Origin of the sequence: Orenia metallireducens (assembly GCF_001693735.1) — a bacterium.
Taxonomy (GTDB): Bacteria; Bacillota; Halanaerobiia; order Halobacteroidales; family Halobacteroidaceae; genus Orenia; species Orenia metallireducens.
Genome location: NZ_LWDV01000006.1, coordinates 214,334 through 228,673, shown reverse-complemented (window position 1 = coordinate 228,673; position 14,340 = coordinate 214,334). Strand labels below are relative to the sequence as shown.

Genomic DNA, 14,340 nt, shown 5'->3' with positions numbered 1-14,340 from the left:
TGTAGGAAAGTTGATTTATTAAAGAGAATAGTATGAGAAGAGTAAAATAGCAGATATAATTAAGTTAGATATAGCATAAACTTTGTTATTTTTGAGCTTATTCCAAATTAACAAACTAAAGAAAGGAGAGGCAATAAAGGTGAGGCTTTTAATAGTAGAAGATGAATATCATTTAGCAGAAGTTTTACAAAAAGGTTTAAAAGAAGATGGCTATGCAGTTGATGTAGCAAGTAATGGAGAAGAAGCAATAGGTTTAGCTACTGTAATAGACTATGATTTAATTATTTTAGATTTAATGTTACCTATTAAAAGTGGGGCAGAAGTCTTAAGAGAATTAAGAGACCAAGGGAGTAAAGTTTCTGTGTTAATTCTTACAGCTAAGGATTCGACAGAGGATAAGGTAATGGGATTAGATTTAGGTGCAGATGATTATTTAACTAAGCCCTTTGCTTTTGCTGAATTAAGGGCTAGAATTAGAGCTTTATTTAGAAGGAGGTTAGAGGAGAGCAATAATGTATTGAAGGTAGATGACCTACTTTTAGATACTATTACCCATAAGGTGAGCAGAGCAGGTAAAGATATAGAGTTGACAGTTAAAGAGTATTCGGTTTTAGAGTATCTAATCAGAAATCGTGGACAAGTCTTAAGTAGAACTCAGATTGAAGAGCATGTTTGGGATTATAGATATGGTAGTAGCTCTAATATTGTAGATGTATATATTCGTTACCTTCGCAAAAAGATAGATAAAGGCTTTGATAGAAAATTAATAGAGACTGTTAGAGGAAGAGGCTATAGGTTGAAAGTGGTAGAGAAATGATAGATAAATTAAAGAATTTCTTCTCAAGAATTAAGGTTAGACTCACTTTCTGGTATATTATTATCTTAGTTTTAGTCTTGATATTATTTAGTGGAGCACTCTATTGGAGTATGGAGAGCTATATTCATGATAGAGTAAGAAAGCAACTACAGATTCAGGCAGAGAAGGTTTTAAGAGAAGTAAATAAAGAACAGAAAGAAGATGGCGGACCATATTTGCTTAAATTAGAGGAAGAGTTGGAGGAGATTGTTTTTAAAGGGACTACCAGTGCTTTTTATAATCAATCAGGAGAACTGCTTATGGGAAAAGATATTGATAAAGTAACCCCTAAAATAATTAAGCCTGCTGAATCTGATTTTCTAATAGAATTAGAGAGTAGAAGAAAAGATCAAAAATGGGTAGTAGTAACCTTAGCAGCTAAAAACAAGCAAGGATTTATAGGATATTTGAGATTGGCACGTTCCTTAGCTGGTGAAGAGGCTACCTTAAATAAGTTGATAGCTATTTTAATATTAGCAATACCACTAACTTTATTATTGGCTAGTAGTGGTGGTTATTTCTTAGCCTATAAAGCATTAAAGCCTATTGATCAAATTAGTAAGACTGCGCAAGCTATAAGTCATAGTAATCTTTCAAAGAGAATAATTGCTAATAATGATGATGATGAAACAGGACGTTTAATAGATACTTTAAATGATTTATTGAATCGTTTGGAAGAAGCCTTTAGTAGAGAGAAGAGATTTACTAGTGATGCTTCCCACGAGCTAAGAACTCCTATTGCCATAATTAGAGTCCATGCTGAAGAAAATTTGAAAGAAGAACGCTCTGCTAAAGAGTACCGACATGCACTAAAGGTCATTCAAAAGCAGACTGATTATATGAGCCATTTAGTAGGTCAACTACTATTACTGGCTCGTAGTGATATGAATCAACACCCTATAGAGAAAGAGAGTTTAGATTTTACAGAATTGATTGAAATAGTTATTGAAGAGATGGAGGAGTTGGCATTAAAGAAAGATATCAATATAGATTTTGAGATTGAGCAAGGTCTGAGGCTATATGGTGACCAGAGTATGCTAACTCAGCTATTAATAAATTTGTTAGATAATGCTATTAAATATACACCTCCGAAGGGGAGTATTGATATTAAGGTCAAATCTCAGAGTAATCAGATTAGAATTGAGATTAAAGATACTGGCATTGGTATCTCTAAAGAAGATCAAGCTTATATTTTTGATAGGTTTTACCGTGTAGATAAATCCCGCTCTAGAGCTAGCGGTGGGAGTGGATTAGGTCTATCAATCTGTCAATGGATTGTAAGGATTCATAAGGGTAATATAGAGATTGAAAGTGAGATTAATCAAGGAAGTATATTTACTATTTATCTGCCACAAAAATAAATAGCAGAGTTGAATTTTAACCTTGTCTTAATAGGAAGATTGATACAATATCTTCACTAACAGATATCAATCACAGCTTAGATTTAATTACTATAATTTAGTGATATAAAAGAGGGGTGTAATAATAATGGCTCATTTAATAACAGGAGTAGCTGGTTTTATTGGTTCTAATTTAGCTGAAGAGTTATTAACAAGAGGAGAGAAGGTAATAGGGGTAGACTGCTTTACTGATTATTATTCCCGCAAATTAAAAGAGAAGAACTTAGAATCTATTATTAAAGATAAAAACTTTAACTTTATTGAAGCCAATCTATTGGATTTAGATTTGGTAGATTTATTAAAGGGAGTAGACTATATCTACCATCAGGCAGCTCAGGCTGGTGTGAGAGCTAGTTGGGGAAGTAATTTTGATATCTATACTGATAGTAATATACGGTTGACCCAACAACTATTAGAGGCTGCTAAAGAGTCTAATATTAAGAAATTTATTTATGCATCGTCATCATCAGTTTATGGTAATACTGATCAATTACCGATGAGAGAGAATAATTATTTACAGCCAGTATCTCCATATGGGGTATCAAAGTTGGCAGCAGAGAACTTATGTTACTTATATTGGAAGAATTTTGGTGTTCCTACAATCTCATTAAGGTACTTTACTGTTTTTGGAGAGAGGCAGAGACCAGATATGGCTTTTCATATCTTTATTAAGGCTATTTTACAAGGTGAAAAGTTAAGAATCTTTGGTGATGGCGAACAATCTCGCAATTTTACCTATGTTGGTGATATAGTAGAAGCAAATATATTAGCAGCTTTAAGTGATTTAGAAGGTGAAATATTTAATGTAGGTGGAGCAGGGGAACGGATTACATTAAATCAGGCTATTGATATTATTGAAGATATAATCGGTAAAAAAGCTAACTGTGAATATAAAGCAGTAGCTAAAGGTGATGTTAAGCATACTGAAGCAGATGAGAGTAAGATTAGAAAGAAATTAGCCTATCAGTCTAAGATAGATTTGAAAGAAGGATTAAAAAGGGAAATTCAATGGCTTAAAAGAATATATAAATAGATTTTATAAGAAAAGGGGATGGAGTATGAAGGATTATAAAGTAGATTTATCAGTAGTTGCACCAGTCTATAATGAATATGGTAATTTAAGACCATTGACTGAAAAGATTATACAAGCAATAGCTAATGTAGTTGAATCCTTTGAGATTATATATATCGATGATGGAAGTGTTGATGGGAGTAGTGAGTTGCTTGATCATCTAGCAGAAGAGTATGAAGAGGTTAAAGTCTATCACTTTACAGAGAATAATGGACAGACTGCGGCTTTTGCAGCAGCCTTTGATAAGGCTGAAGGAAGATTAGTGGCTACATTGGATGCTGATTTACAGGTTGATCCAGTAGATATTTTAAAGTTGTTAACTAAGATTGAAGATTATGATTTAGTCTGTGGGGTAAGGGTGGACCGAGAGGATACAGTTATCAAGAAGATATCTTCTAAAGTTGGTAATGGGGTTAGAAATTGGCTAACTAATGAGAAGATAGTTGATACAGGATGCCCCTTAAAGTTATTTAGAAGTGAAGTAGTCAAAGATTATAATTTATTTGAAGGAATGCATCGTTTCTTTCCTACTTTAGCTAAGATGAAGGGTTATAGTGTAATAGAGATCCCAGTCAATCATTATCCTAGATATGAGGGTAAATCTAAATATGGGATCACTAATCGCCTGTGGGCTGGTTTAAAGGATACTTTAGCTGTAAGATGGATGCAGAAAAGGCAGATAAATTATCGCATTAAGGGAGAAGATAATTGATGTTGTGGATAGTGATAGGATTAATCGGACAAGCCATTTTCTCTTTGAGGTTTATTGTGCAATGGATAGCTTCAGAGAAGGCTAAAAAGAGTGTGATTCCTAATACTTTTTGGTACTTAAGTATTGCAGGTAGTCTTACTTTATTAAGTTATGCTATTCATCAAAAAGATCCTGTCTTTATTCTAGGGCAGGCTACTGGCTCATTTATTTATCTGAGAAATTTGATTTTGATCAATAGAAATGATGAAAAAGGTCAAAAATGATTATCAATAAGAATAAATTGGAGGTTTGGTCAATTTAAGGGGGGGTTTACTTTGATTAGTAGATCTAATTATGATAAAAAGCTTTTAATCTATACTTTATTACTTACAGTGGTTGTGTTTAGCTTATATCTATTTAATATTTGGAATTATGATCTCTGGTCTCCTGATGAACCAAGATATTCAGAAGTGGCTAGAGAGATGTTGATAGAAGGGAATTGGATTATTCCCCATTTAAATCAGGAAATTTATTATGAAAAACCACCATTGTATTTTAGAATGATTGCAGCTTTTTCAGCTCTGATAGGAAAGATGACTGTTACAACGGTTAGATTACCTGGAATTATTTTGGCAAGTCTATTGATTGGTTTATTAAGTTATTATTATGGAAGTAAGTTAGGAAGAAGAGTTGGAATCTTAACAGGAATTGTCTTGGCGACTATCGGTAATTACTTCTGGTTTGCTATGAGAGTCAACTTAGATATACCACTTATCTTCTGTACTACTATAGCTATGATTTTATTATATGAACAATTAGAAGATAAGGATAGCTGTTGGAAGTCTTGCTTAGCTTTTTTGTTAATAGGAATTGGTTCTTTAGTTAAAAGTCCAGTAGCTTTATTGCCAGTAGTGGTTATTCTAATCTATACAGCTATAACTAAAGAATTGTCTAAATTGAAGAATATAGCTTGGTTTAAGGGGCTTTTATTCTTTACTGTTGTAGTTGGAACTTGGATAGCTTTAATATTTAAGGTTGCAGGATATGATTATTTTAAGGTGGCAGTATTAGATCAGCTGCTTGAATATTCTACTGGAGCCCAAGGTCATCCCAATCCTTTTTATTATTATTTGATTAACTTCCCAATTGAGGCTTTACCATGGACTATATTCTTAATTCCTGCTGCTTATTATCTGTGGAAGAAAAGAGATTCTTTACCTAAGATTGTGGGGTTTAATTGTATCTGGTTTATGAGTATATTGATTATATTGAGTTTTGTAGGGAGTAAGCGGGGGATTTATTTATTACAGGTATATCCAGCTTTTGCCCTTCTGATTAGCTGGTATTTTAGTGAATTTGCTAAAAAGAATATAGAATCTTTAAAAGGACTAAAGATTCCAGCATTAATTTTTGGTACTTTGATTTTAATAGTAGGAGTATTCTTAGCCTTGCAAGGCAATGAATTACTAAACAAAGAGTTCAACTCTAGTATGATAAGAGAATACGGATTTACTACTGTTGTTAAATCTTTATCCTTATTCTTTATTATTTGGGGATTGCTCTTTATTTCCCTACTATTTCAGAAAAGTAGTAAGAGAATATTTATAGTTACTGTAACTTTTTCAGTGGTATTGATTCTAGTGATGAAGCTTATAATTATGCCCAGAGTCAATTTAGTTAAAAGTGAACGATATCTGGCAGAGGATTTGGCTACTTTGCAAGTAGCTGATGAAGAGGTAGGACTGTGGGGATCTCATAATAATGATAGTGGCTTTATCTTTTACAATGGAATTTATTATGATTATATCTTTAAAAGTGAAGAAGAAGTAGAGAGATTTTTAAGTAGTTCAGAGAATGTAATTTTAATTGTTTCTGATGAGGACAAATTTTATAATTTCTTTGAAGTAAAAGATAATTGGTTAGTCAAGAAGTATAAGGTTGGAAGTAATGATATGTTATTAATAAAGACAATCAATGATTAGGTCATATAATTGAACTACCGATTAAAGTCGGTAGTTTTTGACTTTTAAATAGAGAATAGTTTTAAAATTACTTTAGTTGATTATTTGAGTTATGTCATTATATATTTAAACTTTATTTTAGTATATACAATGAATAAGGCTTCAATAGTCAATTATAGCAGGAATATCTTTACTAATACTGAATTTAATAAATCAGGAGTCGAACTTATAATATAAGCTAAGTATAAAGATAAAGAGGTTTATTGAAGAATAAGTTATTAAAGGAGGAGTCATAGATGCATGATGAATTTTTGAATAATTTAAAGGATAAATTACCTAAAATTCCAGGGATACATAGAAAGGATAAGTACTTTAATTCAGCGGTATTGATGCTATTATATTTTATAGATGGAGAGTACCATCTTCTTTTTGAAAGAAGGGCTGCTAATATCAGTCAAGGTGGCGAGGTCTGCTTGCCTGGTGGTAAACATGATCCGAGTATTGATGCAAGTTATGAAGATACTGCTATTAGAGAGACTATGGAAGAGCTGGGGATTACTAAGGAGAATATTAAGATTATAGGAAGGCTGGATACTTTAGTGGCAGCTATGGGGGTGACTATCGATACCTTTGTAGGCGTTCTAGAGGTGGACAACTTAGAAGATTTGGAGATAAATTCAAAAGAGGTTGCTGAGGTAATTACTCTTCCTCTGTCTTATTTCAAAGAGAATCCTCCTCAAGAGTATCAGGTTAGATTAGAGATACACCCTAGTTATATTAATCAAAAAGGTGAAGAGGTTATAACCTTCCCAGCTAAAGAGTTAGGCTTACCTGAGCGTTATACTAAGCCTTGGGGCGGAAGAGCTTATAAGATATATCTCTATCAAACTAAACAAGGAGCTATTTGGGGTATAACAGCAGAGTTGATCTATGATTTTGTAGAACAATTCTGCTGATGATCAGATTGAAATAGAGTAGTAGAGGAGGGAGTAGTGTGGTGAGAAGGGCTAATTTAGATGAATTGAGCAAAATCGTGGAGATGAAGCTAGAGATGTATAAAGAAGATGGGTTAGATGATCTATTAGCTGATGATGTTTACAACAAGGTCTTGGTTTCTTATCAAAAATTATACAGACAAGATAAGGTATTGCATTTTGTAGTAGAAAAGAATGGGAAAATTATTGCTTGTGCAGGAGGATTTATTAAGGAGGATATTCCTTATTCTTATTTTAAAACGAGTTATTATGGCTTTATAGGTGATGTCTACACTTACCCAAAGTATCGCAAAAATGGGTATGCTACTAAGTTGACTTCTCAAGTGATTAGTTGGTTAAAGGAACAGGATGTTAAGGTGATAAGACTCTTAGCTTCAGAACAAGGAAGATCTATCTATGAGAAATTAGGCTTTAAAGCTACAGATGAGATGGTGTTAGATTTATATTGATTGTGAACTTATTTAATATTTTATAGGAGTGATGAGATGCCTTTTATTAATCTTAAATTGGCAAAAGGAAGGACTGTAGAGCAGAAAGAGAGGTTTGTGAAAGCTATTACTAGAGAAGCAGTTGAGATATTAAATGTTAAGGCAGAATGGGTTACAGTGGTAATTGATGAATATGACAGGGATAATTGGGCAACAGGAGGAGAACTACATTCTATAAAGTTTGGTGAAGGCTGTGGAAAAATGGGTGTAGAAGATTGACTTGAAATAGCTTAGAGAAGAGAATAATTAAAATATAAGAAAATAAATTTGTGTATTGAGGAGGTGCTATTATGGAAAATGAAGAGCTATATAAGCAGGCTAAAGAGAGAGTAGCTCAATTAAAGGTCTTTTATAAACATCTATTTACCTATATACTTGTCAATAGTGGCTTGGCTATACTTAACCTTACTACCAGTCCAGAATCTCTATGGTTCTATTGGCCTATGTTGGGCTGGGGAATAGGTTTAGCTAGTCATTCCTTCAGTGTATTTGGTTTTGGCAAGCTATTAGGAAAGGACTGGGAAGAGAAGAAGATAAGAGAGTTAATGAATAAATATAAAGATGATTAACATAATTATTTATAAACTTCACATAAGAGATTGCGAAATTTACTTTTTACAGAATATAAATGAAAATAAAATGGTTATTGGAGTCCGATATAGAAAATATAGTATATTCAGTTATTAATAACTATATTATATGCAGCTTATTGAATCAAAAAGAAGAATTGAGAGGTGTATTTATAATGAAGAACTTTGAATTTGATGGTGAGAAATATAAGGAGGCTTCTAAACATCAGAAGGAGTGGGGGGCTAGATTGATAAGAGAGTTAGATTTAAAGGGGGATGAGACTATACTCGACTTAGGATGTGGTGATGGGATAGTGACGGCTCAATTGGCTGAAGCTGTTCCAGAAGGGAGGGTTTTAGGTATAGATGTTTCTTCTGGGATGGTTGAGACTGCTACTAGATTAATTAGAGATAATTTAGATTTTCAAGTGATGGATATCAACGAGATTAATTTTATAGAGCAATTTGACCTTATCTTCTCTAATGCAGCCTTACATTGGGTGAAAGATCATAATAACTTACTTAATAACTGTTTTAAGGCATTGAAACCCAAAGGAATAATTCGTTTTAATTTTGCTGCTGATGGTAATTGTTCCAACTATTTTGAGGTGATCAGAAGAACGATTAAAGAAGCAAGGTATAGAAGGTACTTTAATGGCTTTGAATGGCCTTGGTATATGCCTAAAGTCAGTCATTATGAGGAATTAATTGCAGGGTGTAAATTCAGTCAAGTAGATGTTTGGGAAGAGAATGCTGATTGGCACTTTCCAAACTCTGATGAATTGGTCAAATGGATTGAGCACCCCTCTTTAGTACCTTTTTTAGAATTTATATCAGAAGAAGATGCTGACTCCTTTAGAAATACTGTGATTAAGAGAATGTTAGAAAGTACTGAATTAGATAATGGAAGATACTTTGAAATCTTTAGAAGAATCAATGTCTTTGCTAAGAAATGATTTTAATTTGGTTTATATAACAATTAATTTATAAGGAGATTATACTATGGATAACTTTAATTTTTATTTGATAGCTAAAGATGAAATAGAGATGATAAGACCCTTATGAGTAGAACTGAACCGATATCACCAAGAAAAATCAATCTATTTTGAAGATTATTTTAGGAAGAATACCTTTGAAGATAGAATTAAAAAGTTAAATAGAGAAGGATTTATATTGAGAATCGAAGTGGTAGAGGATATAAATAAGGAGGAACTGATTGCTTATGCTATCTCTTCAGTTAGCTCTAAAAGGATAGGAGAGATAGATTCAATATATGTAAAGGAAGAAGATAGAGGTATAAATTTATGAGACAGATTAATGAAAGGTGCTTTAAGATGGTTAGATGAAGAAAAAGTAGTTTCTAAGAAGATAGCTGTGGCATCTGGTAATAAGGAAGTATTCAAATTTTATATGAGGTATGGATTTAAGCCTAGAATAAATATTTTGAGAGATTAGTTTTATAAAGAAGTATGGTCATTAAATTTTAGAGTTGAATATAGAGATATTTAAAATGGTTAATATTTCAATTAAAAAGTAATTCTATTACAGCTGATAGATATATACTATTTAAGGAGACTTGTACTGCTGTAAGGAATATTAATATGGGTTAAATCAATTAATATTTATGCCAAATAATGAAATAATATTAATTTAAAATTAATCCTTGACATACAATATAAACCTATATATACTAAATGTATAATAAATTTAAAAATAATTCAATATAAAATAAATTTTGAAAGGAGGTCGTAAAGATGAATAATTTACTAATTGTAATCTTTTTAGTTATGATGCTGTTAAATATTGTAGGAAATCTTAAAAATAAATATATCTTTATGACCTGCTTGGGGATAAATATCTAATCTAATTAAGATTACATAAGTTATTTTTTGTTTAAACCACAGGTTATAAAAATACCTGTGGTTTTTTATGGATAATTTATATCTATATAGTAGGCTCTTATCTCTTTAACCACAGGTAAAATTACCTGTGGTTTTTTCTTTATATTGGATTACATAGTGATTTTAGGGAGGGAGTAATTATGAGTGGGGTTAATAAGCGAAAGATGTGGAAGGGATTTATGTAACGATGATTTTATAATATTTAATTTTTGGTTTTATAAGGTGTTTTATTAAGGGAGGTAATAGTTTTGGGTAATTTAAGATTGTTTTGGAGTTATATGAGAGGAAATAGGTTATTGTACATTGGAGCATTAATTAGTATTGCTTTAGCAACCTTCTTTTCAATTCTAAGTCCATTGGTATTGAGAGTAACAATAGACTCTATAATTGGTGATAAACCTTTAGATGTACCTCAAGTAATAGGGGCAGCTATAGAAGGTTTTGGCGGTAAAGGAGTTTTAGTACAGAATTTATGGATTGCTGGGATAGTAATAGTTCTATTGACTCTATTACGGGGGTTGTTTTTATACTTTAAAGGTAAATGGTCAGCTATGGCAGCTGAATCGATTGCTAAGAATATGAGAGAAAGACTATATGATCATTTGCAGCATCTTCCTTATGAATATCATACTAAGGCTGAGACTGGTGATTTAATTCAGCGCTGCACTTCCGATGTGGATACTATTCGACGCTTTTTAGCGGTACAATTGGTAGAGGTTGGTCGTGCTATCTTTATGATGGTTTTTGTAGCTATTATTATGTTTTTACTAGATGTAAAGCTGACCCTAGTAGCTATTGGAGTAGTGCCTATTATCTTAGCTTTCTCTTACTTCTTTTATAGGGAGGTTAAGAAATCTTTTAAAGCTGCTGATGAGGCTGAAGGGAGAATGTCTACAGTATTGCAGGAGAACTTAACAGGGGTTAGAGTAGTTAGAGCCTTTGCTAGAGAAAATTATGAGATAGATAAGTTTGATAAAGAGAGTTTAGATTATAAAGATAAATGTTATCATGTATTACGATTATTGGCTTGGTTTTGGTCAGTATCTGATTTCTTGAGTATGTTTCAGATTGGAATAGTATTGATTTTTGGCTCTTATTGGGCTTTTGAAGGGGTTATAACCTTAGGAACCCTAGTTGTATTTATTACTTATGAAGGTATGCTATTATGGCCAATCCGCCAACTTGGTCGCATTTTAACAGATATGGGTAAAACCTTAGTAGCTCTAGGTCGTATTCAGGAAATCTTAGATGAAGCTAGAGAAGAAGAGAAGGATGGTGAGCTTAAACCAGAGATAAAAGGGGATATTAACTTCCAAAGTGTTTACTTTGAATATGAAAAGGGAAAACCTGTATTAAAGGATATCTCCTTTGAGGTTAAGGAAGGGGAGACTATAGCTATCTTAGGAGCAACAGGCTCTGGTAAGAGCTCTCTGGTTCATCTATTAGCTAGACTATATGATTATCAAGAGGGTTCAATTAAGATAGGTGGTCATGAAATCAAAGATATCAATAAAAAGTGGTTAAGGAAGAATATTGGTCTGGTTTTACAAGAACCTTTTCTCTTTGCCAAATCTATTAAAGAGAATATAGGTTTAGCTAGAGGTGATGTAAGAGATACAGAGATCTTTGAAGCAGCTAATAATGCAGCTGTTCATGATGTTATTTTAGGTTTTGAAGAGGGCTATGATACCTTAGTAGGAGAGCGGGGAGTCTCTTTGTCAGGTGGTCAAAAACAGAGGGTAGCTATTGCCAGGACCCTAATCAGAGAATGCCCGATATTAATCTTTGATGACTCCTTAAGTGCAGTTGATACTGAGACTGATGCTGCCATTCGTCAGGAGTTGAAGAAGAAGAGAGAAGATACTACAACCTTTATTATCTCTCATCGTATCAATACCTTAGCTGAAGCTGATAAGATTTTAGTAATAGATGAAGGTAGAATTGTAGAGGTAGGAACTCATCAAGAGTTGATTAATAGAGAAGGTATGTATAAAAGAGTATGGGATATTCAAAATTGTCTAGAAAAGGAAATGGTGGTAAATGGGTAATTTTTAATAATTGAGAAGGGAGAATTGAGAATTTAAACTTTTTAAGAGCTTGATTCTCCATTACCACTTCTAAATTTTCAATTAAAAAGGGAGGTTATCGATATTGACGGAGTTTAAAGAAGAGGATTATAATAAAGATTTTGATTTTGGATTATGGAAGAAGTTACTCTATTATCTTAAACCATTAAAGAAAGAGGTTTTAATTTTAGCTACTGTGATGATGGGAGTTGGAGGTATTGATGCTATCTTCCCATTGATGACTAAATATGCTATTGATAAATTTGTAGTTAATAATAATATTAGTGCTTTATTAAGGTTTAGCTTGTTATATGGAGTATTAATAATTGTGCAGGCTATTAATGTCTGGTTATTGATAAATTATGCTGGAAAGATAGAGACAACAATGACCTATAATATTAGAAAGGCAGGTTTTAAGAGGTTACAAGAGTTATCTTTCTCTTATTATGATAAGACAGCAGTAGGTTGGCTAATGGCAAGAATGACCTCTGATGTAAAGAGATTAGGAGAGGTTCTCTCTTGGGGATTTGTAGATTCAGTCTGGGGAATAACAATGATGATAACAACTATGGTAATTATGCTCTTTTTAAATTGGAAGTTAGCATTAATTACCTTATCAGTAGTACCTATCTTGGCTGTTATTAGTCTTTATTTTCAAAAGAAGATATTAAAGCTATATCGTAAGGTTAGAAAGATTAATTCTAAAATTACTGGTGCTTTTAATGAAGGGATTATGGGGGCTAAGACTACTAAAACCCTAGTTAGAGAAGAAGACAATTTAAGAGAATTTGAAGAGAAGACTACTAAGATGAGAGAATCATCAGTTAAAGCAGCTATCTTTTCTGCATTATATCTACCAGTAGTATTGACTTTAGGAAGTATAGGGACTAGTTTTGCCCTTGTTTTTGGAGGTAGAGATGTTCTATTGACTACTATAAGTTATGGAACTTTAGTTGCTTTTATCTCCTATACAGTTCATTTTTTTGAGCCAATCAGTCAATTGGCACGAGTCTTTGCTGAATTACAGTCAGCACAGGCTTCGGCAGAAAGAACTTTATCAATGATAGAGACTAAACCTGATATTCAAGATAGTCAAGAGGTTATCGAGATTTATGGTGATACCTTTACTCCTAAGCGAGAGAATTGGTCAGAGATTAAAGGGGATATCTCCTTTAAGAATGTATCTTTTGCTTATGAAGATGGGGAGCAGATTTTAGAGGATTTTAATCTGGAAATTAAGGCCGGAGAGACTATAGCTTTGGTAGGTGAGACCGGTTCTGGTAAGAGTACTATTGTTAATTTAGCTTGTAGATTTTATGAACCAACAGCAGGAGAGATATTAATTGATGGAGTAGATTATAAGAAGCGATCCAAATTATGGCTCCATTCCAATATCGGATATGTACTCCAAACTCCTCATCTCTTTAGTGGAACGATTAAAGATAATATTCGCTATGGTAATTTAGAAGCAAGTGATTTGGATATAATCAAAGCTGCCAAATTGGTCAATGCTCATCAACTTATTAAGAAACTAGAGCAGGGATATGATACTAAAATTGGTGAAGGTGGCGGTAGTTTATCGACTGGGGAGAAGCAATTAATCTCCTTTGCTAGAGCAGTATTAGCAGACCCTAGAATATTTGTACTTGATGAGGCTACCTCTTCTATAGATACTGAGATGGAGCAGATAATTCAACAAGCAATTGATAAGTTATTAAAAGGAAGAACTAACTTTATTATTGCTCACAGATTATCTACTATTCGTTCTGCTGATAGAATTTTGGTACTTAGAGATGGTGAGATAATCGAATCAGGAAATCATCAAGAGTTATTAAGAAGTAAAGGATACTATTATAAACTCTATACTAATCAGTTTATGAAGGAGGGGATTGTTTAGGTTTATTATTTTTATCTTAATTGAATTCTTCCAAGAGATAAGGAGGTGAAATGATGAAGCTAACTTTAACTGTAATGGCAGAAGAATTAGCAGTATCTCGTTTGAATAAAGATGCTGAAATACCTAGCTGGCCATTATCCAGTCAATTTTTTTCAATTACCAGAACTAAAGATGAACTATCAATAGTCTCATTAACAGAGGATGTACCAGCAGATATAAAGAGTGAAAAGAATTGGAGGGCTTTAAAGGTTGAGGGACCCTTAGATTTTTCAATGGTAGGTGTACTCTCTTTTTTAGCTACAACTTTGGCTCAAGAAGGGATAAGTATCTTTGTAATTTCAACCTATGATACCGATTATCTCTTAGTAAAAGAAGAGAGTTTAGAAGAAGCTATTGAGGTTTTGAGTAAAGATTATATAATTAACAATTAGCTTTAAATAATAA

Annotated in this window: 16 protein-coding genes; all 16 read left to right on the top strand. The window is 32.7% G+C overall.

Annotation, left to right across the window (positions count from 1 at the left end; all coding sequences use genetic code 11):
* Positions 1-139 precede the first annotated feature (139 nt).
* Positions 140-817: a response regulator transcription factor gene (locus U472_RS02390; RefSeq protein WP_068715145.1), complete on the top strand. Its 678-nt coding sequence runs from the start codon at positions 140-142 to the stop codon at positions 815-817.
* On the top strand, positions 814-2,217 hold the full coding sequence (locus U472_RS02385) for a sensor histidine kinase (protein WP_068715143.1): 1,404 nt from the start codon (positions 814-816) through the stop codon (positions 2,215-2,217). The genes U472_RS02390 and U472_RS02385 overlap by 4 nt, the downstream gene beginning before the upstream one ends.
* A 127-nt stretch (positions 2,218-2,344) precedes the next feature.
* Positions 2,345-3,289, top strand: coding sequence for an NAD-dependent epimerase/dehydratase family protein (locus U472_RS02380; protein WP_068715141.1), 945 nt, complete (start codon positions 2,345-2,347; stop codon positions 3,287-3,289).
* A 25-nt stretch (positions 3,290-3,314) separates the two neighbouring features.
* The gene (locus U472_RS02375; protein WP_068715139.1) at positions 3,315-4,040 is read left to right on the top strand and encodes a glycosyltransferase family 2 protein; all 726 of its coding nucleotides are present in this window, start codon (positions 3,315-3,317) and stop codon (positions 4,038-4,040) included.
* Positions 4,040-4,303, top strand: a complete 264-nt coding sequence (locus tag U472_RS02370; protein WP_068715137.1) for a lipid-A-disaccharide synthase N-terminal domain-containing protein — start codon at positions 4,040-4,042, stop codon at positions 4,301-4,303. Before U472_RS02375 ends, U472_RS02370 begins: the two co-directional genes overlap by 1 nt.
* A 51-nt stretch (positions 4,304-4,354) precedes the next feature.
* Positions 4,355-6,001: an ArnT family glycosyltransferase gene (locus U472_RS02365; protein WP_068715135.1), complete on the top strand. Its 1,647-nt coding sequence runs from the start codon at positions 4,355-4,357 to the stop codon at positions 5,999-6,001.
* A 275-nt stretch (positions 6,002-6,276) separates the two neighbouring features.
* On the top strand, positions 6,277-6,936 hold the full coding sequence (locus tag U472_RS02360) for an NUDIX hydrolase (RefSeq protein ID WP_068715133.1): 660 nt from the start codon (positions 6,277-6,279) through the stop codon (positions 6,934-6,936).
* A gap of 38 nt (positions 6,937-6,974) precedes the next feature.
* On the top strand, positions 6,975-7,424 hold the full coding sequence (locus tag U472_RS02355) for a GNAT family N-acetyltransferase (protein WP_068715131.1): 450 nt from the start codon (positions 6,975-6,977) through the stop codon (positions 7,422-7,424).
* A gap of 15 nt (positions 7,425-7,439) precedes the next feature.
* Positions 7,440-7,682: a tautomerase family protein gene (locus U472_RS02350; protein WP_281201052.1), complete on the top strand. Its 243-nt coding sequence runs from the start codon at positions 7,440-7,442 to the stop codon at positions 7,680-7,682.
* A 71-nt stretch (positions 7,683-7,753) separates the two neighbouring features.
* Positions 7,754-8,032 carry a 2TM domain-containing protein gene (locus U472_RS02345; protein ID WP_068715127.1) on the top strand — a complete coding sequence of 93 codons (279 nt, stop codon included), beginning with the start codon at positions 7,754-7,756 and terminating at the stop codon, positions 8,030-8,032.
* A gap of 176 nt (positions 8,033-8,208) precedes the next feature.
* The gene (locus U472_RS02340; RefSeq protein ID WP_068715125.1) at positions 8,209-8,988 is read left to right on the top strand and encodes a class I SAM-dependent methyltransferase; all 780 of its coding nucleotides are present in this window, start codon (positions 8,209-8,211) and stop codon (positions 8,986-8,988) included.
* Positions 8,989-9,205: 217 nt separating this feature from the next.
* Positions 9,206-9,340, top strand: a complete 135-nt coding sequence (locus tag U472_RS17340; protein ID WP_281201048.1) for a hypothetical protein — start codon at positions 9,206-9,208, stop codon at positions 9,338-9,340.
* A 9-nt stretch (positions 9,341-9,349) separates the two neighbouring features.
* On the top strand, positions 9,350-9,487 hold the full coding sequence (locus U472_RS16680) for a hypothetical protein (RefSeq protein ID WP_176714096.1): 138 nt from the start codon (positions 9,350-9,352) through the stop codon (positions 9,485-9,487).
* A 694-nt stretch (positions 9,488-10,181) separates the two neighbouring features.
* Complete coding sequence (locus U472_RS02330) at positions 10,182-11,981, top strand: ABC transporter ATP-binding protein (RefSeq protein WP_176714095.1); 1,800 nt, start codon at positions 10,182-10,184, stop codon at positions 11,979-11,981.
* Between the two features lie 103 nt (positions 11,982-12,084).
* Positions 12,085-13,896 (top strand): ABC transporter ATP-binding protein, encoded by a 1,812-nt coding sequence (locus tag U472_RS02325; RefSeq protein WP_068715123.1) that lies wholly within the window; start codon positions 12,085-12,087, stop codon positions 13,894-13,896.
* Positions 13,897-13,949: 53 nt separating this feature from the next.
* Positions 13,950-14,327, top strand: a complete 378-nt coding sequence (locus U472_RS02320) for an ACT domain-containing protein (RefSeq protein ID WP_141677924.1) — start codon at positions 13,950-13,952, stop codon at positions 14,325-14,327.
* Positions 14,328-14,340: the final 13 nt, after the last annotated feature.

Excerpts from the sequence above, each read along its gene's own strand:
- U472_RS02345 (WP_068715127.1), top strand. The coding sequence starts at position 7,754 with ATGGAAAATGAAGAGCTATATAAGCAGGCTAAAGAGAGAGTAGCTCAA.
- U472_RS16680 (WP_176714096.1), top strand. The coding sequence starts at position 9,350 with ATGAAAGGTGCTTTAAGATGGTTAGATGAAGAAAAAGTAGTTTCTAAG.
- U472_RS02340 (WP_068715125.1), top strand. The coding sequence starts at position 8,209 with ATGAAGAACTTTGAATTTGATGGTGAGAAATATAAGGAGGCTTCTAAA.
- U472_RS02370 (WP_068715137.1), top strand. The coding sequence starts at position 4,040 with ATGTTGTGGATAGTGATAGGATTAATCGGACAAGCCATTTTCTCTTTG.
- U472_RS02385 (WP_068715143.1), top strand. The coding sequence starts at position 814 with ATGATAGATAAATTAAAGAATTTCTTCTCAAGAATTAAGGTTAGACTC.
- U472_RS02380 (WP_068715141.1), top strand. The coding sequence starts at position 2,345 with ATGGCTCATTTAATAACAGGAGTAGCTGGTTTTATTGGTTCTAATTTA.
- U472_RS02320 (WP_141677924.1), top strand. The coding sequence starts at position 13,950 with ATGAAGCTAACTTTAACTGTAATGGCAGAAGAATTAGCAGTATCTCGT.
- U472_RS02360 (WP_068715133.1), top strand. The coding sequence starts at position 6,277 with ATGCATGATGAATTTTTGAATAATTTAAAGGATAAATTACCTAAAATT.
- U472_RS02375 (WP_068715139.1), top strand. The coding sequence starts at position 3,315 with ATGAAGGATTATAAAGTAGATTTATCAGTAGTTGCACCAGTCTATAAT.